At 45.6% G+C, this 15,170-nt stretch carries 13 protein-coding genes and 1 pseudogene; 3 read left to right on the top strand and 11 right to left on the bottom strand.

Annotated features, from left to right (window positions below; all coding sequences use genetic code 11):
* Nucleotides 1-46 precede the first annotated feature (46 nt).
* From CWM53_RS30390 to CWM53_RS05130, 3 genes and pseudogenes are all read right to left on the bottom strand, one after another.
* A complete protein-coding gene (locus CWM53_RS30390; protein ID WP_133123800.1) occupies nt 47-517 on the bottom strand; it encodes a hypothetical protein in 471 nt (156 codons plus the stop codon).
* Nucleotides 507-1,286: a winged helix-turn-helix domain-containing protein gene (locus CWM53_RS05135; protein WP_100730219.1), complete on the bottom strand. Its 780-nt coding sequence runs from the start codon at nt 1,284-1,286 to the stop codon at nt 507-509. Before CWM53_RS05135 ends, CWM53_RS30390 begins: the two co-directional genes overlap by 11 nt.
* Before the next feature lie 305 nt (nt 1,287-1,591).
* A pseudogene (locus CWM53_RS05130) lies at nt 1,592-1,819 on the bottom strand (IS66 family transposase); the annotation flags it as partial.
* A gap of 672 nt (nt 1,820-2,491) precedes the next feature.
* Here CWM53_RS05130 and CWM53_RS05125 point away from each other — a divergent pair.
* The 3 genes from CWM53_RS05125 (at nt 2,492) to CWM53_RS05115 (ending at nt 5,313) form a co-directional block, all read left to right on the top strand.
* Nucleotides 2,492-2,881, top strand: a complete 390-nt coding sequence (locus CWM53_RS05125; protein ID WP_165785020.1) for a winged helix-turn-helix domain-containing protein — start codon at nt 2,492-2,494, stop codon at nt 2,879-2,881.
* A 14-nt stretch (nt 2,882-2,895) separates the two neighbouring features.
* Nucleotides 2,896-3,483: a hypothetical protein gene (locus CWM53_RS30385; protein ID WP_133123801.1), complete on the top strand. Its 588-nt coding sequence runs from the start codon at nt 2,896-2,898 to the stop codon at nt 3,481-3,483.
* Nucleotides 3,484-3,781: 298 nt separating this feature from the next.
* A protein-coding gene (locus tag CWM53_RS05115) for an IS3 family transposase (protein ID WP_206053095.1) occupies nt 3,782-5,313 on the top strand; the annotation gives its coding sequence in 2 pieces (ribosomal slippage) (nt 3,782-4,415 and nt 4,415-5,313; 1,533 coding nt in all).
* An 82-nt stretch (nt 5,314-5,395) separates the two neighbouring features.
* Here CWM53_RS05115 and CWM53_RS05110 read toward each other — a convergent pair.
* The 8 genes from CWM53_RS05110 to CWM53_RS05075 form a co-directional block, all read right to left on the bottom strand.
* Nucleotides 5,396-6,040, bottom strand: coding sequence for an ABC-type transport auxiliary lipoprotein family protein (locus tag CWM53_RS05110; RefSeq protein ID WP_055323523.1), 645 nt, complete (start codon nt 6,038-6,040; stop codon nt 5,396-5,398).
* Complete coding sequence (locus CWM53_RS05105) at nt 6,040-6,978, bottom strand: MlaD family protein (RefSeq protein ID WP_100730223.1); 939 nt, start codon at nt 6,976-6,978, stop codon at nt 6,040-6,042. Before CWM53_RS05105 ends, CWM53_RS05110 begins: the two co-directional genes overlap by 1 nt.
* A gap of 4 nt (nt 6,979-6,982) precedes the next feature.
* Nucleotides 6,983-7,783: an ABC transporter ATP-binding protein gene (locus tag CWM53_RS05100; RefSeq protein WP_040107888.1), complete on the bottom strand. Its 801-nt coding sequence runs from the start codon at nt 7,781-7,783 to the stop codon at nt 6,983-6,985.
* Nucleotides 7,777-8,922 (bottom strand): MlaE family ABC transporter permease, encoded by a 1,146-nt coding sequence (locus CWM53_RS05095; protein ID WP_100730224.1) that lies wholly within the window; start codon nt 8,920-8,922, stop codon nt 7,777-7,779. Before CWM53_RS05095 ends, CWM53_RS05100 begins: the two co-directional genes overlap by 7 nt.
* A gap of 795 nt (nt 8,923-9,717) precedes the next feature.
* Nucleotides 9,718-11,514: a glycoside hydrolase family 13 protein gene (locus CWM53_RS05090; protein ID WP_100730225.1), complete on the bottom strand. Its 1,797-nt coding sequence runs from the start codon at nt 11,512-11,514 to the stop codon at nt 9,718-9,720.
* A 44-nt stretch (nt 11,515-11,558) separates the two neighbouring features.
* Nucleotides 11,559-12,758 carry an aromatic amino acid transport family protein gene (locus CWM53_RS05085; RefSeq protein WP_100730226.1) on the bottom strand — a complete coding sequence of 400 codons (1,200 nt, stop codon included), beginning with the start codon at nt 12,756-12,758 and terminating at the stop codon, nt 11,559-11,561.
* 50 nt (nt 12,759-12,808) lie between these two features.
* Entirely contained in the window at nt 12,809-14,038 is a 1,230-nt protein-coding gene (locus tag CWM53_RS05080) for an aminotransferase class I/II-fold pyridoxal phosphate-dependent enzyme (protein WP_100730227.1), read from the bottom strand.
* Nucleotides 14,011-15,150, bottom strand: a complete 1,140-nt coding sequence (locus CWM53_RS05075; RefSeq protein ID WP_100730228.1) for an MFS transporter — start codon at nt 15,148-15,150, stop codon at nt 14,011-14,013. The genes CWM53_RS05080 and CWM53_RS05075 overlap by 28 nt, the downstream gene beginning before the upstream one ends.
* Nucleotides 15,151-15,170: the final 20 nt, after the last annotated feature.

The raw sequence follows: 15,170 nt of genomic DNA, 5'->3' as shown, positions 1-15,170 counted from the left end.
CAGACTTATTACACGCTATTGAATTCTGCTACAGAACAAATTTTGTTTAATTTTTAAAGCAATATAGGATAGGTAAACCAGACCATTGAAATATTTTTTCACCATTCAAAGATGATATTCGATCAAGAATAAGAGTTGTTCCAGGTTTTATAAAAAAATCAGACAGAGAACTATTTATAACCTCACTAGATGAGTTTTCATCATCCTTGTTAATAACTCTTTCATTTGTAAGTATTAATTTATTTCCATTTCTTTTTAAATTAAATTTTATTTGCCGATCTATTTTGTTTTTGACTTTATTTCCTAGAGTGTAAACTCCATGCAACTCCAGAACCCCTTCATCTTTGAAAAAGTGAAAAATCACATTTGAATTAATTCCAGAATTAGCATTCTGAATTGTCATGTTACTTCTACATGTCTCTACATGATCTGAGTTATACAATAAAAAGTAACACACATAGCATAATGCTATTAGAGCAAAAAAAACAATGACTTGAAGTTTTGATTTATGTTTCATGCTGCTTATCCTCAAAAGTAAATAAAGACACACCACAATTACCTAGGCTTTTATTATCAAAATACTTATTTTTACATTGTACAATGCTAACATATGAAGTGTTTTCATTAGCTGTAATGAATAGGACACTGCCTGGAACACAAAGTTTTTTATATTTATACAGGAAACGTAAGTGTTTATCCGAATCAGTGGCATTTGAATTAAATCTGACATTACATTGCCCTAAGTATTTTACTCCCGGGGTGTAATTTTCAAAAACACTATCTTTTAGACCTATATCGGAATTTAAAAAAATACTAATGAAAAGGAAAAATATAGAAAAAGGTAAAACCAATCTTGCTAATAATTTTTTTAAGTTTTTGCTTACACTTTTTTTATTGATGGAAATATTGTTGACAGAGTCATGGATATTGTTTTTCTTTTCAACAACTGCATTAAAAATTACGCCGGCCTTGCGTATTGATTTTATCTCGATATCACTGCTCGAAATTTTTTTAAGCGATTTACGAAGCACCAGGAGTGCTTGGTGCATCGAACCATAACTTACCTGGCGGTATTTCTCTCCCCATACAAACTCCATTATCTCATCATAATTAATAAGGGTTTGACTATTTCTGCAAAAGTAACAAAGCATTTTACTTACGATATTGGTTAAATGTACCCTCATACCATTGGATGACGAAAGTATGACTCGTTCAATCGGATCGAACATTAACTCATTGTTTATTATAAACAACTCTGTTTCTTCCGTGTTTGTAAGGGTTTTCATTGACGATGACTGTTATTTAAAGAAAAATCCTAAGTGAGCGCAGTTTATATGGTGAATATTAAATGCATCTTAAACAATGGTTTTATGTGAGCTGAATGTATCGTTATTGGTGTGAGTGCTAGGTTAATTTAATTTTTTTATGATAAACATAATAATTACATTTAATATTTTAATTATTGAACTGTTATTTAAATGTTTCATTTTTAACTCACTTACAAAAATGTATAACAAAGATTCGCGGTATCGCTTTTTATTGCATGACTCCAATTTGTGTGACCTTCGCCCCATTAATTAACATACGAAGATATTCCTCTTATTTCCGCCTCGATGGCATACAACTCGCCGATCCATTTCAGGGCTTCCTCTGTCAGGGCTGACGGGGTGCAAACGTGCACATCGTGGATCTTACGGAGGGCGCGAGCCCAGCAGGCTGCTTCCGTTAGCTGGCCATTGCGGTAAAGTTCATTGAACCCGGCATACGCATCGACCTGCAACACACCACTGAAGCTGGCAAGATGGGGATGCGGGTGGATGTCCACTATTGCCGGGTAGGATCAGCGGTTGCAACGATTACAGATCAGAGCATCATCCATTAAATTGATAGATTACTCAGTTTTTAGTTAATCAAATTTAAAATTAAATTTCATAGCATTTTCAATTATTTAACTATCATATTTATATCAAAAATCATTTTGAAAAAACTATGATATTATTATTTATGTTTATAACTATATTCATGTTCCATTTACTCCAGCTCCGACTTATCATTTCTGTAATAACTAACTAAACATGTAGGGGCAAATTTCACAAATAAGGATTTTAATTTTTATGGAATTTTTTTTTACATCTTTACTACTTGAAATGATAATAAATGTATAGAAATTAGTAATTTCATTGTTTGCTGAATGTTTCTATCTTGTTAATTATCGTGGATTTTGGAAAAAAACTTATGTTATATTTTTTATATTGCAGTGCATTAACATGAATAAACAACATACAATTTAAAGATATGATTAACTATAACCCATCTAATCTGTGGTTATTCTTCTATAAAACTACATGGAATGTAGCATATGAAACTACGCATTTTTTCGCCCTTCGTTATAAATTAAATTCTTGAAATAAAATACATTGCGAACGAATATGGTTTTCAGCCTTCTCTTTTTGTCGCTGTGTTATTCAATTAATCTGAAGGCAGGATGCATATGAAATATAATTCAAAAGTAATATATGGATATAATATTGGTAATGAAATTCTATATCAGGTTTCCGGACGTGCTCTTTTGAATATCAAGAGAGTGAGCGGAATGTCATCTAAAGTTCATTTAATAAAACTAAGGAAGACCATGGCGGAATTGTTTTTATATCTATTAAAAAATGCGACTAAAAGGGTTGTTTATGATGATGAAATTCTGACTCAGATATGGGACAAACATGGATTAAAAGGTTCTCACCACAGGTTATGGCAAGTAATGAAGGATTTGAAAATAAAAGTTATTGAAATAGGTTTAACTGAAGACTTCATAATTAGAGTAAATGGAAAGGGTTATCTTTTAAAACATAAAGTCATTTTGCCATTATGTGTCAGTGAATGAATTTGGAGTTGAATATGTATTATATATTTAGTGATGATTGCTTTTTTTCTCATGGTATTTCCTGTCTCCTTAAAGAAAGAGGTGTTAATTTTCTTAATGTACCCATAGCTGACATACAAGATATATGCATCGTAAGTAAGCTGTCTATATTAAAAAATGACACCGTACTTATAGCAATTGAAAATTGCTATTTAAGAAATTATGTATGTAAAACCATTCCCAAACAAGAAATACATATTTGTTTTGTCTATGATTTTCGTTTTGAGGGAATAATATCATTATTTAATAACAAAGGAATTGTTTCAAAAAAAGCGAAAGAAAATGATCTTCTTTTATCTTTAAAAGAAGCCTCATCAAGGTTCGATAATTTTATTTTATTAGATACGGAAGATCAGGTAATTCTTGATTTACTCACATCAGGAATGGAAACGTCAAAAGCAGCACGTAAAAGAGGTGTGCCAATAAAAACGTTTTACAGCAAAAAATATCGAATGCTGAAAAATAGTGGTATAGCTAACAGTAGTGCGCACGCATTATTTTTACTTAACAAAATAAAAATAACAAACATGATCTTAAATGATAATAATTATCATTTTTTCTAAACTATCACAACATCCGGAGTTATTGAAAACACCCGAACTGGGGTAAGTTTCCTCGCTACCGGTCATTGCTGCCAGGAAACATATATTTCTGGCATGCTAAATGGGGTTAATTTCGATATCGAAAATTATTGTACTATAAGGGCCTCCACGGCATGTCAACGCCGCTTTTTTCGGTTTCTGTCTGCTCGTCAGTAAAAATAAAGGGGAGAAACTGCGGTACTATAGGTTCTGTCGCATTAATGGCAAAGTGGCGGCAAAAGAGGGGGGGACGAACTCCTGGACCTTCAGGAGTTAATTTATGCATTCATATGAGAACCGGATCCGGTCCGTCGAACTCTATTACCGGTACGGAAAGAAAGCCTCCGTTGTTGTCATGGAGCTGGGATATCCTTCCACAAAACAGTTGAGCCGTTGGGTGCGGATTTATGAACAGAAGGGCGATTTACCCAGAGATTTAAAGCCAAGGGAACGCTATTCACGTGCGCAGAAAATTGCTGCTGTCGAGCATTATCTTACACACGGTGGATGCCTGTCGTTCACTCGTCGCGCCATTGGTTACCCCAGCAACGAGGTTCTCAAATCCTGGATTCGGGAATTTTACCCGAACAGCCGTCTTCTGATTATTCGCTCAGGCACAAACAAATGCTTCAGCCCGGAAGAGAGATCTCAGGCCGTCAGAGAGCTCTGCAGCCGACGTGGAACCGCGCTTAAGGTTGCACAAAACATAGGCGTCAGCGTTCCAGTCCTGTACAAATGGAAGAAAGACCTTATCAGTGACGAGGCTTATCAATCCATGCACAAACGAAAAACTGTCCTTCAAGATAAAAACCAGGATGCTTTGCTCGGTGAAATCCAGCGACTTAGGCAGCAGGCTTATCAACTGCAGCCCGAACGGGACATACTGACCAAGGCGAATGAACTGATAAAAAAGACCTGGACATCAACTTTCTGATCCTGAAAAACAGGGAGAAAACCCTGATATTTGATGCCCTTAAGAAAAAGTACCCTGTTGCTGAGTTGCTAAGCGTTCTGCAACTTGCCCGCAGTTGCTATTTTTACCACAAAGCCAGCAAGCGCTTTTGCGATAAGTATGCGGAAATACGTGTGATCATGGCTAATATCTTTGAGGAAAATTACCGCTGTTACGGCTACCGGCGTCTTCACGCGATGCTTCGCGGTAACAACAGAGTTATTTCTGAGAAAGTCGTCCGCAGACTGATGGCAGAAGAGCAGCTCGTTGTTAAGCGCACCAGGCGACGACGATACAACTCTTACTGTGGCGAAATCGGCCCGGCACCGGAAAATTTACTCGCCCGGGATTTTAGTTCCTGCAGGCCAAATGAGAAGTGGCTGACCGATATTACGGAGTTCCAGCTTCCGGCTGGAAAAGTCTATCTGTCGCCGGTTATCGACTGCTTTGATGGCCAGGTTGTAAGCTGGTCGATAGGAACACGCCCGGACGCAACGCTGGTGAATACGATGCTCGATGAAGCACTCGATACGCTCAACGAACATGATAAACCGGTAATACACAGCGATCGTGGTGGCCATTACCGGTGGCCGGGCTGGCTTGATCGTATCAACATATCCGGAATTATAAGGTCCATGTCGCGCAAAGGATGCTCGTCGGATAATGCGGCGTGTGAAGGCTTCTTCGGGCGTATCAAAAACGAAATGTTCTATGGCAGAAACTGGGCTGGTATCACGCTGGAAAAATTTATCTGCTTCCTGGACAGGTACATACGCTGGTATAACGAGAAACGTATCAAGCTATCATTAGGTGCAATGAGTCCGGTGAAGTACCGGCAGCATCTTGGGATCATAACATAACAGTCCAGGAAAACATCCGCAGCCCCAGACGGACATCTCAAATTAGCTACTACAAACCTGGTGCGCTTAATGCGTTTTATGTTCAAGGTGACCTCATCGCGCTGGAGTTTCCCAGCCAGCGAAGTATATCTGCGGCAAGCCTGTCGCTGGCCAGACCAAAGGCCTCGACGACCTGGCTCATCGAACTACCGCTTATGGGTTGATGTATCACGAAACGCTGGCTGGCTATCACGCGACGGTCGGATGTTTGCACCAGACGCGCGTCAAACTGAATCAGCACTTCGCCTTTTTTATCGCTATAGACCCCCTGGAATGAGGATAAATCCCCCCCGAGTTCAAAATCGGCCTGCAAATTATCTTCATCACTACTGACAGAAATGAAACGGCCATCCGTGCGCAATTCCTGTGTCAAACGATTACGAAACAATACAGGCACCGAATCACTCCAGCGCGACCCGCTGTAGACTGTTATCTCTGCACCCTGAGGCTGAACCGCAATACGTGAACTGTTGATAAACTGGCTGGTACTGGGCTGCATAACACGCAGCGATCGGTTTATGGTTGGACCGCTGGCAGGCACTCCCGGCTGGGCTGGCAATAACCAAACCTGCGAAACAGGTCTTTGCGGCAACACCGTGCATGCGGCCAACGGCAGACATACCAGTACAATCAGCAGCCTTAGATTCTTGCGAGGTAAACAGGAAAACCCAAGAGTAAAAACGGCCATTATGGTGTAAACTCCTTCATACGTTCCGGCCCTCTTAAAAGGGCCGCTGGGTTTGCTTCCAGGCTGTTGATCGCTGCGCGTAAAGTGGCCAGGGTTTTGCGTAATTCAGCTAAGGCTGGCCCCAGTTCGTTAAATCCCTGAATGCCGTTGTTAAGTGAATGCTGATTATCGATGACGATCTGATTTAACAGACTGGTCGTCTTTTGCAATAGTGCCAGGGTATTGGCCGCATTATTAACCAAATCTTTCCCCTTACCGTCCAGCAGCAAGTTTGCATTGCGCATCAGACGGTTGGTTTGCGCCAGCGTCTCGTTACTTTGTTTCGTCACTATCGCCAGTTGCTGCAGGATGGTACTGATATCTTCACGCTGATCGGCCACGGTACCAGTAATTTTTTCCAGGTTGTCTAACGTTTTGACTATTCGCTGCTGATTTTCCGTAGTGAGTATCTGATTTAAGCGTAACAGGACCTCATTAACGTTGGTCATTACATCTTCGCCATTAGTAAGCAACTGGTTCAGCGGAGAAGGGGTTGCAATGATCACAGGGATCCTATCATTTTCTCCCTCCAGCACCGGGCTGGTTTCACTTCCACCGCTAAGCTGAATAATTGATGTCCCGGTAATACCTGCCATAGCCAGCCGTGCCTTGGTATCCTGGCGAACAGGCGTAGAGGCCTCAACTCTGATCCGGGCCCAAACTTTACCGGGGTTATCCCTGTCCAGACGAAGCTGAATCACCTCACCAACCCGGATCCCGCTAAAATTAACTGTACTTCCTTGGGAAAGGCCGCTCACCGCCTCGCTAAATACGATGTCGTACGTGTGGAACTGGCGATCTCTGTCAGATTTGCTCAGCCACAGGCTAAACAATAGCACTGCAGTGAAAATGATGAGAGTGAACAATCCAATGAGAACATGGTGAGCGCGAGTTTCCATTTTTTTATTGCCCCTCTTGTAACGTCGCCTGAGTCTGCTGTGCTGCTCGCCCGCGTGGGCCGTGGAAATATTCCTGAATCCAGGGATCTGGCGTTGCTGCCACCACGTCCAGTGAATCCACGACTAAAACTTTTTTTTGCGAAAGCACCGCTACCCTGTCGCAAATTGTATAAAGGGTATCCAGATCGTGTGTAACTAAGAATACAGTTAACCCAAGCGCATTGCGCAGTGTGGCAATGAGGTTATCAAACGCGGCGGCACCTATAGGGTCGAGACCAGCGGTTGGCTCATCAAGGAACAGGATTTCCGGATCCAAAGCCAGCGCTCTGGCCAGTGCAGCGCGTTTCACCATGCCACCTGAAAGTGACGAGGGATATTTATCTCCGGCGCTGCCGGGCAAACCAGCCAGTGCGAGTTTAACCTGCGCCAGCTGCTCGGCGTCGCGGCGAGGAAGCCCAGCAAACTCAATTAGCGGCAGAGCCACGTTCTCCGTGACTGTCAGCGAGCTGAACAATGCCCCTCGCTGAAACAGGACGCCAAAACGCCTTTCTAGCACGGAGCGGCGCACGCCACTGAGTTCGGTGATATTTTCACCAAATACCTCAATTCGTCCGTCCGTCGGGTGACGAAGACCGACGATGCTACGCAGGAGCACTGACTTTCCGGTACCCGACCCGCCCACTACACCCAGTATTTCGCCACGACACACATCGAGGTCGAGATCGACGTGTACACACTGCGGACCGAAGCAATTACGCAGTTTACGAATGCGAATTATGGCGTCCTGACTCATGTCTTTTACCATCCCATCTCCATGAAAAACAGTGCCGCAACCGCATCCAGCAGGATCACTACGAATATTGAATGTACAACGCTTGCGGTGGTATGTTCTCCCACCGATTCAGCACTTCCGCTGACCTTAAATCCTTCGAGACAACCGATGATGGCAATCAGGAAAGCAAACACCGGAGCTTTAATCATTCCCACCCAAAAATGCTCAAAGCCGACGTTGTTCTGCATTATGGTTAAAAACATTGTTGGGGATATATCCAGTGTTAAAGCACATACAACAATACCACCCAAAATCCCGCAGATCATACCGATGAAGGTCATCATTGGCAGCGCCACAAGCAGCGCCAGCACGCGTGGAAGCACCAGCAGTTCAACCGGATTTAGCCCCATTGTCTGGATAGCATCAATTTCTTCATTAGCCTTCATCAGGCCAATCTGTGCAGTGAAGGCACTGGCAGTTCGTCCGGCCATCAGTATTGCCGCCAGCAGCACGGCAAATTCGCGCAGGAATGAAAACGCCACCAGTTGAACGGTAAATATACTGGCGCCGAAAGTGGACAGTACCGTTGATCCCAGGAATGCAATTACCGCGCCGACCATAAAGGTCAGCAACGCAATGATAGGCACGGCATTCAGGCCAATTTGCTGCAGATTAGCGACCAGAGAAGTCACCCGCCAGTGAGCAGGACGCAACAGGGTGGCAAAAAGTACCTCCATCGTCAGCCCGATAAACCCGATGAGGGCAACAAGATTCTGCCAGAAGCTTTCTACCGACTTACCGATGTTCGCCAATAGCTCGGTCACGATCCCCGGCTGATGCTGCGCAGGAGGGGTGACGTAATTCTGTAGTGCCGATCTGACTGTTTGCAGCAGGACACGACGCTCTAAGGGAAGCGTTGGTGCAATACGTTCGAGCTCAAGCACATTTTTTTCACCAATAAGCTTAACCAGCAGCGTGGCGCCCGCGGTATCAAGTGTCCCTAACTGGCTCAGATCGAAAATGGCGTTCGAAAGGAGTTGAGGCTGTAACGCGCTGACGGCAGGCTCCAGACAAGCATAATGCGCTAGCACCCAGTCACCGGAGGCAGCGATACGGGGAGGATTTACCGTTTGATCAATGTTGAGCAGTCTAGCGAGCGTCTGTTCAGTCATCATGAGGGCCTGTAATTACTCAATCTGTTCACGTGGCCTGAAGGCAAACCACTAAAAGATGTCATTACCTCAAAACATGTTGCCAGGTTGCAACACTGAACCCGCAGCATCCTTTTGAAAGTCGATATCATAATAGGCGCCAGTAGTACGCCTAATGCCTGGTAATCAGGGCGCCTTTAGAGAATTTTATCAGTAAAAACAGATGCCTGCCCGGAAAATCAATCACACTAGGTAATGAATATTTACACTTCGCATAGTACGGTAAGCATAGCAGCAACGCGTAGTGTTGCTGCGCCAGCGTTGAACCGTTTCAACTTTCCAGGCGATCGATATCACACCTTTTTTTGGCCTGGCTCATATACACGACCACTACCATTTCTCCTGATGGCTGAAGCCGCCCGGAAATGGATGAGGCCGGATGTGATCAGTAAAGTGGCAAAAGAGATCGCCAGATGCTGTGCTTATTTCCCGGCCCTAAAGGGCGAGGCTTCAGGCGCATCAACGGCAATGTGAAGAATCAGGAATCGGAGCTCATCTCGCCTGTTGGTTGATGAGATGACGGTGGCTGGTTCATGTTCTTTAACGCTAATTTATACATACCCCCCATCTTTCAGGGGGATGCTAACTGGGCGCTGTTGCTCGGGGCTGCCTGAGAAGGCTTCTGACCTGACAATGCCTGCCATGAGACAGGCACTTACGAAGTCACAGGAGAGCACAACTATCGCTGAGCACAGCAGTGCTAAAGACCTGGAAAACTCTATTGTCTGGGGAACTTGTCATCAATCCCCCAGGTGATTACCGCAGCTTATACACACCTGCCTGCCAGGGGCTCAATGACAGGGATGAGCTGTGCGGCGCAGCCGCCTGCTGCTGAGTATCAATGACCACTTCCTCGATGGCATCATTAGCCGGGAGAGTATAGCGGACCGGGTACTCCTTAAAGTTCACCACGACCAGATAACGCTCGTTACCCAGCGTTCGGGTATAGGCATAAACGGTATTGTCCTGTGGATTAAGATCCTGATAGGCGCCATATACCAGAGCAGGGATATGGTGGCGTAGCTGAATCATTTTTTTATAGTAATTCAGCACTGAATCTTCGCGGGTTTCTTCGCGTTCGGCGTTGATCTCCACATAGTTTGGGTTGATGTGAAACCACGGCTTTCCGCGAGTAAAACCAGCATTCAGGGTGTCATTCCACTGGAAAGGTGTTCTGCTGTTATCGCGGCTCGTCAGGCGCACATTATCGAGAAACTCTGTGGCCGTGACTTTTCCACTCTGGACATAATCCTGCCAGAAACCTTTGACCTCGATGTCGTCAAATTCGTTGAGTTGCCTGAAGGGATAATTAGTCATTCCCAGCTCTGAACCCTGATAAATAAACGGCGTCGCCCGCTGAGTGAGGGTAATCGTCGCCAGTGCCTTAGCCGACGCCTCCCGCCATTGCGGCCTGTCATCCCCGAAGTGAGATACCGCACGGGGGTTGTCATGGTTATCTAAGAAGAACGTGTTCCAGCCATACTTTCCGACCGTGACATCCATTTTGCTGATGATCTGGCGGAACTGAGAGAGCGACCACGACTTGTGACGCCAGCGTTCATTGCTGTCGCGATCGAGACGAATGAGGTCAAACATAAACGCCATATTCAGCTCATGTCGGCGGCGATCAAAAAACTGCGACGAACGATCCAGCGGGACGCCAAAAATTTCACCCGCGGTGGCCACATCATACCGGGACAGAACTTTCCGGTTCATTTCCTGAATGTATCGATGAATATTAGGCCCCATGGTGTATTGTTCAGCAAAATTTTTCTGTTGTTCAGGTGTCAGATTGGGAAATCCCGGGATTTTGGAATAAGTTGCCACCGTATCAAATCGCATGCCTGAAACGCCTTTATCCAGCCAGAAGCGGAGCATTGCGTAAAGATCCTCACGTACTTTCGGGTTATCCCAGTTGAGATCAGGTTGCTGTCTGGCAAAATAGTGTAAATAGTACTGTCCTGACTTTGCATCTTTTTGCCATGCCGAGCCGCCGAAAAATGAGGGGTAATTATTAGGTGGCTGATTATCTTTTCCGTCACGCCAGAAATAATAGTCACGATAAGGGTTGTTTTTATCGCTTTTACTCTGAATAAACCACGGGTGTTGATCACTGGTATGGTTAATGACCACGTCGATCATTAAGCGCATATTTCGTTTTTTCATTTCGGCAACAAGGTTATCAAAATCCTCCATTGTGCCATACTCTTTCATTATCTGACGATAATTACTGATGTCATAGCCGTTATCTGTGTTCGGAGAGTCATAATGGGGATTTATCCAGATAGCGTCAATACCGAGCGATTTCAGATAGTCCAGCTTTTCAATGATACCGCGAATATCGCCAATGCCATCATCATTGGTGTCTTTAAATGAGCGAGGATAGATCTGATAAAAAACAGCTTCTTTCCACCATGCAGGATATTCACTTTCCTTTTGAACGAGAATATCCTGATTCACGGATGGTGCGGCACTGACAGCCGGGCAGGCCAGGCTTATCATCAAAGATGACAGCGCGACAGCCACCCCGGTACGTAGTGTAATAAAAGACATAATAGTTTCCTTGCAAAGTCAGTTGTGAATGAGACAGGTCTTTATTAAAGACATGCGTAACTCATCAGTAACCAGAGTATGAGTCCGGTAACAATGATTATTTTCAGGAGAAAATTATTTCCCGGAAAGCTATATACCGGAGGTAGCCTTGAACGCCTGGCTTTGATGAGCAAATAAGGGGGTAGTATAATACTCCACAACACCAGTGATATACCTGCAAAGGACAAGGCAGATAAAAAACCTTGCGGAGCAATAATACAGGCCATTGCAGGAGGTAAATAAGTCAGAAATATTGCCAGCGGGCGTGAATACTGACAGTTAATTTTGTTCAGTGTATCCTCAAGATAATCGCTTAAGCCGATTGAAGCCGACATCAGTGAAGCTAAAACGGCAATACACCCAAAGGCGACCAGTATCAGACTGGTAGCAGAGGTAGTCCGGTGGATATTGAGGGCAGTAATAAAGGCGCTAATATTCCCACCTTCATCGCTGACATGCCGGATAGCCTGAGGCGTGAGCGCGCCCATCGTGAGCGTCAGCCAGAAAGCATAGACAGTTAACGAAACGGCGAAACCGTAATAGAGAGAGCGGAGAATCGCGCGATGATTATCCCCCCGGTACATTCTTGTCAGGGAGGGAACGCTGCCATGAAATCCAAAAGCGATAACGCAGACCGGTACGATCGGCAGGTAATACTGTAGCGGCGTGCTGCCGGCGAGGTCGAGTAATCTGAGTGCTTTTACGCCTCCTGCGGTACCGGCGAACAGCAGGAGAAAAAGGGTGAATTTGGCAGCGATAAGGCCGGAGAGGAGAAAACCGGGCAATTTGCCGCCTGCCCACAGAATCAGCGAGGTCGTTAGCGACAACAAAATGATCGGCAGCCAGCTGCGGCCTGCAATATCGGGAGGGAGGAGATCACACAATATCGATGCTGCGCCTGATATGTACGCGTAGGTCAGTAAATAGAGTACGAAACAGAAAGCCACGCCGATGATAACGCTGGCAGCGGGTCCGAGCAGGGCGTGGGTGAAGGTATGAAAACTGGCTCCAGGAGGAAAGCGCATCGTAATGTCGACGAGGATCAACCCTGTGATCAGCATCAATATGCCTGTTACCGACAGGACCAGAAGGCCCTTTATAAACCACACGTGGACGAAAGCAACCGGCAACGCGAACATGCCTCCACCGATAATGGTCGCCACCATAAGAGACGTTCCCCGTAGCGGGAAATTTGTTCCTTTCATATGAGCTAGTGTCCGTAAGCGGCCTGACGAAGCAGGCCGGCAGTAGCTATTTATTTTGTGGCTTCAGCCAGTGATTCGCTGAAGTTTTTATGGAAGTCGTCGATTTGCCCGCTCTCATGAAGCGCAGACAATGCGCAACGCAGAATGGCGTGTCCTTCCTCAACGGTTGGATACATCGCCACTGTCGTGGCGAAGCCGCGATCGTGCAGTTTTTTGCACATCGTAATGGCGAGGTCTTCGTTACCTATCAGGATCCCCCGAATCGGCATTGTTGTGCCCCGGTTAACTATCTCGGTCCCGCCGAACACTTCGTCAAAATAACGAATGACGTTCTGTAGCTTCTCCTGACGGGCTGTGACGGTGCCGTCCAGGTGGAGATCGGCTGAGGCGACGCATGCTGCTATCCCCGGTAATGACGGTGGTCCACCAAAGGCGTAGGTTGTACCGTAGGTTTTAATAAAGTTGATGGTCTCAGCTTCCCGACAGGCGATAAATCCGCCGTGTGAGCCAAAAGCCTTGGACAGCGATCCGGCGATAATAATACGCTCGTCAAGTCGATGGTTGAGGCATGACATGACATATCCCGAACCGTAATCCCCGTAGATAGAGGTGCCGTGCGCATCGTCAATATAGGCGAAGCCGTCATACTGATGCGCCAGGCGAACGATATGTGCGACAGGGGCGATACCACCCATTGAGCCTACGCTGTCTGATACCGAGATCGGTGTCAGTCCCTGGCTGGCCGCATAGCGAAAAGCCTCTTCAATCCGCGCCTTGTCCTGGAAATCAATTCTGACGACTTCGCCAAACTGCTGTAAGAGTCCGCGGTTGATCTGCAACGTAGCGTGCGCGGTCTTCTCCATAATAAAGTACGGTTTTTTACTGAACGTAAAATGCGGCAGCGTCCCGGATGCCAGCAGCGGCAGCACCGCAATATGGCAGAGAGTCACCGCGTTGAACGTGAGGGTATGAGCCCCATGCATGATGTCGTTCAGACGCGCTTCCAGCTGCGGAAAGAGATCGACTTTAACCCGCGTTCTGGCGACAGAAACCTGCACACCAAAACGTTCAATGGCATCGACAACCGCTTTTTTCAGCGCCGGGTGGGTCTCCAGCCCAAGGTAAGAGCAAGAGACAAATTCCACCATTTTTCTGCCATCGTCGAGGGTAATGACCTTACCTTCTCTTTTTACTGCGACCAGTTCGTTAATATGTTCTGAAAATACCCTGGTCTGATATTTTAATGACCTGTCTATTTTCCTTTTTTGCCAGTTTTCCATTGTGTTACCTTCATTGTAGTGACTACCAGAAGAGATAAAATTGCCAGTGTTAACGTGCTCATGCCGAGGGTTCTGTCAAAACCCATACCGGTATCCGTCAGTTTTACGGCGAAATAGCTGATGGCACCGGCACTCACTGTTTGAATAAATCCGGTGACGGACGCCGCAATACCTGTTTTTTTCCCTTTGATTTGCAGGGCGATGAAGTTCGCGCTCGGGTAATAGGCGCCAAGGGTGAGGTTGAAAATCATCGATCCGGCGATGCACAATATCAGCGAGTGACTACCGATAATAAAGGGAAAGACCGACAGTGCATTAATACCAAACAAAAACCATGGATTAATTATTCGCTCGAATTTTGCGAACTGATTACCAATAATAAAAAATAATACGGATGCAGAGAACAGCAGCGAGTAGTGTATGGTGCTTAGCCCAAGCTGCTGCATAAAGATGGCCGGCGACAGTGAGATATAGCAAAACAGCGAACTCAGGATCAGCGAAACCAGCAGCGTTCCCTGAATAAATGCAGGGGTGATAAAACCGGAAGAAGAGGATACTGTGGCCACGTCATGATACACGAGGCGACGCGGAGAGAGCAAAAGGGTGACGACGCTAAACAGGGCCATGACAAGGAATATCGTGTTCCAGCTCAGATAGCCGAGGATTGCGGCGCCAGCCAGGGGCGCAATGAGAGGAACAACTGCACTGGCTGAAGAAATATCGGAAAGCGCGCGCTTGAGTGTTAATGGGGTAAACGTCTCTTTGGCGATGGCTTTGGACAGAACAGGCCCGGCGCCGGCACCCAGAGCCTGTAGTGCCCTGCCGGCTAACAACATCTCTAAGCTGTCGGACATAAAGCAGAGGAGACTTCCCGCCAGGAAGAGCAAAAAGCTGGCCGTCAGTATTCGTAATTTACCCAGCTTTTCACCGAGAAATCCTGACAGTAACTGACTGGCCGCGTATATCACCAGAAAACCACTAATGGTTAACTGTATAGCTGAATAATCAGTATTAAACGCTTTTTGTAACAAGGGCAGCGCTGGAACGATCATATCTGTCGCCAGTGCGGAAACCGATGCGGCGAGAATAAGATATAAGTATATCCTGTACATAATAAACTATTCCGTTGGGA

This window comes from Klebsiella sp. A-Nf5, from assembly GCF_002810545.1.
Lineage (GTDB): Bacteria > Pseudomonadota > Gammaproteobacteria > Enterobacterales > Enterobacteriaceae > Klebsiella > Klebsiella variicola.
The sequence above is the reverse complement of the archived record's forward strand: the minus strand, read 5'-3'. Positions and strand labels throughout refer to the sequence as shown.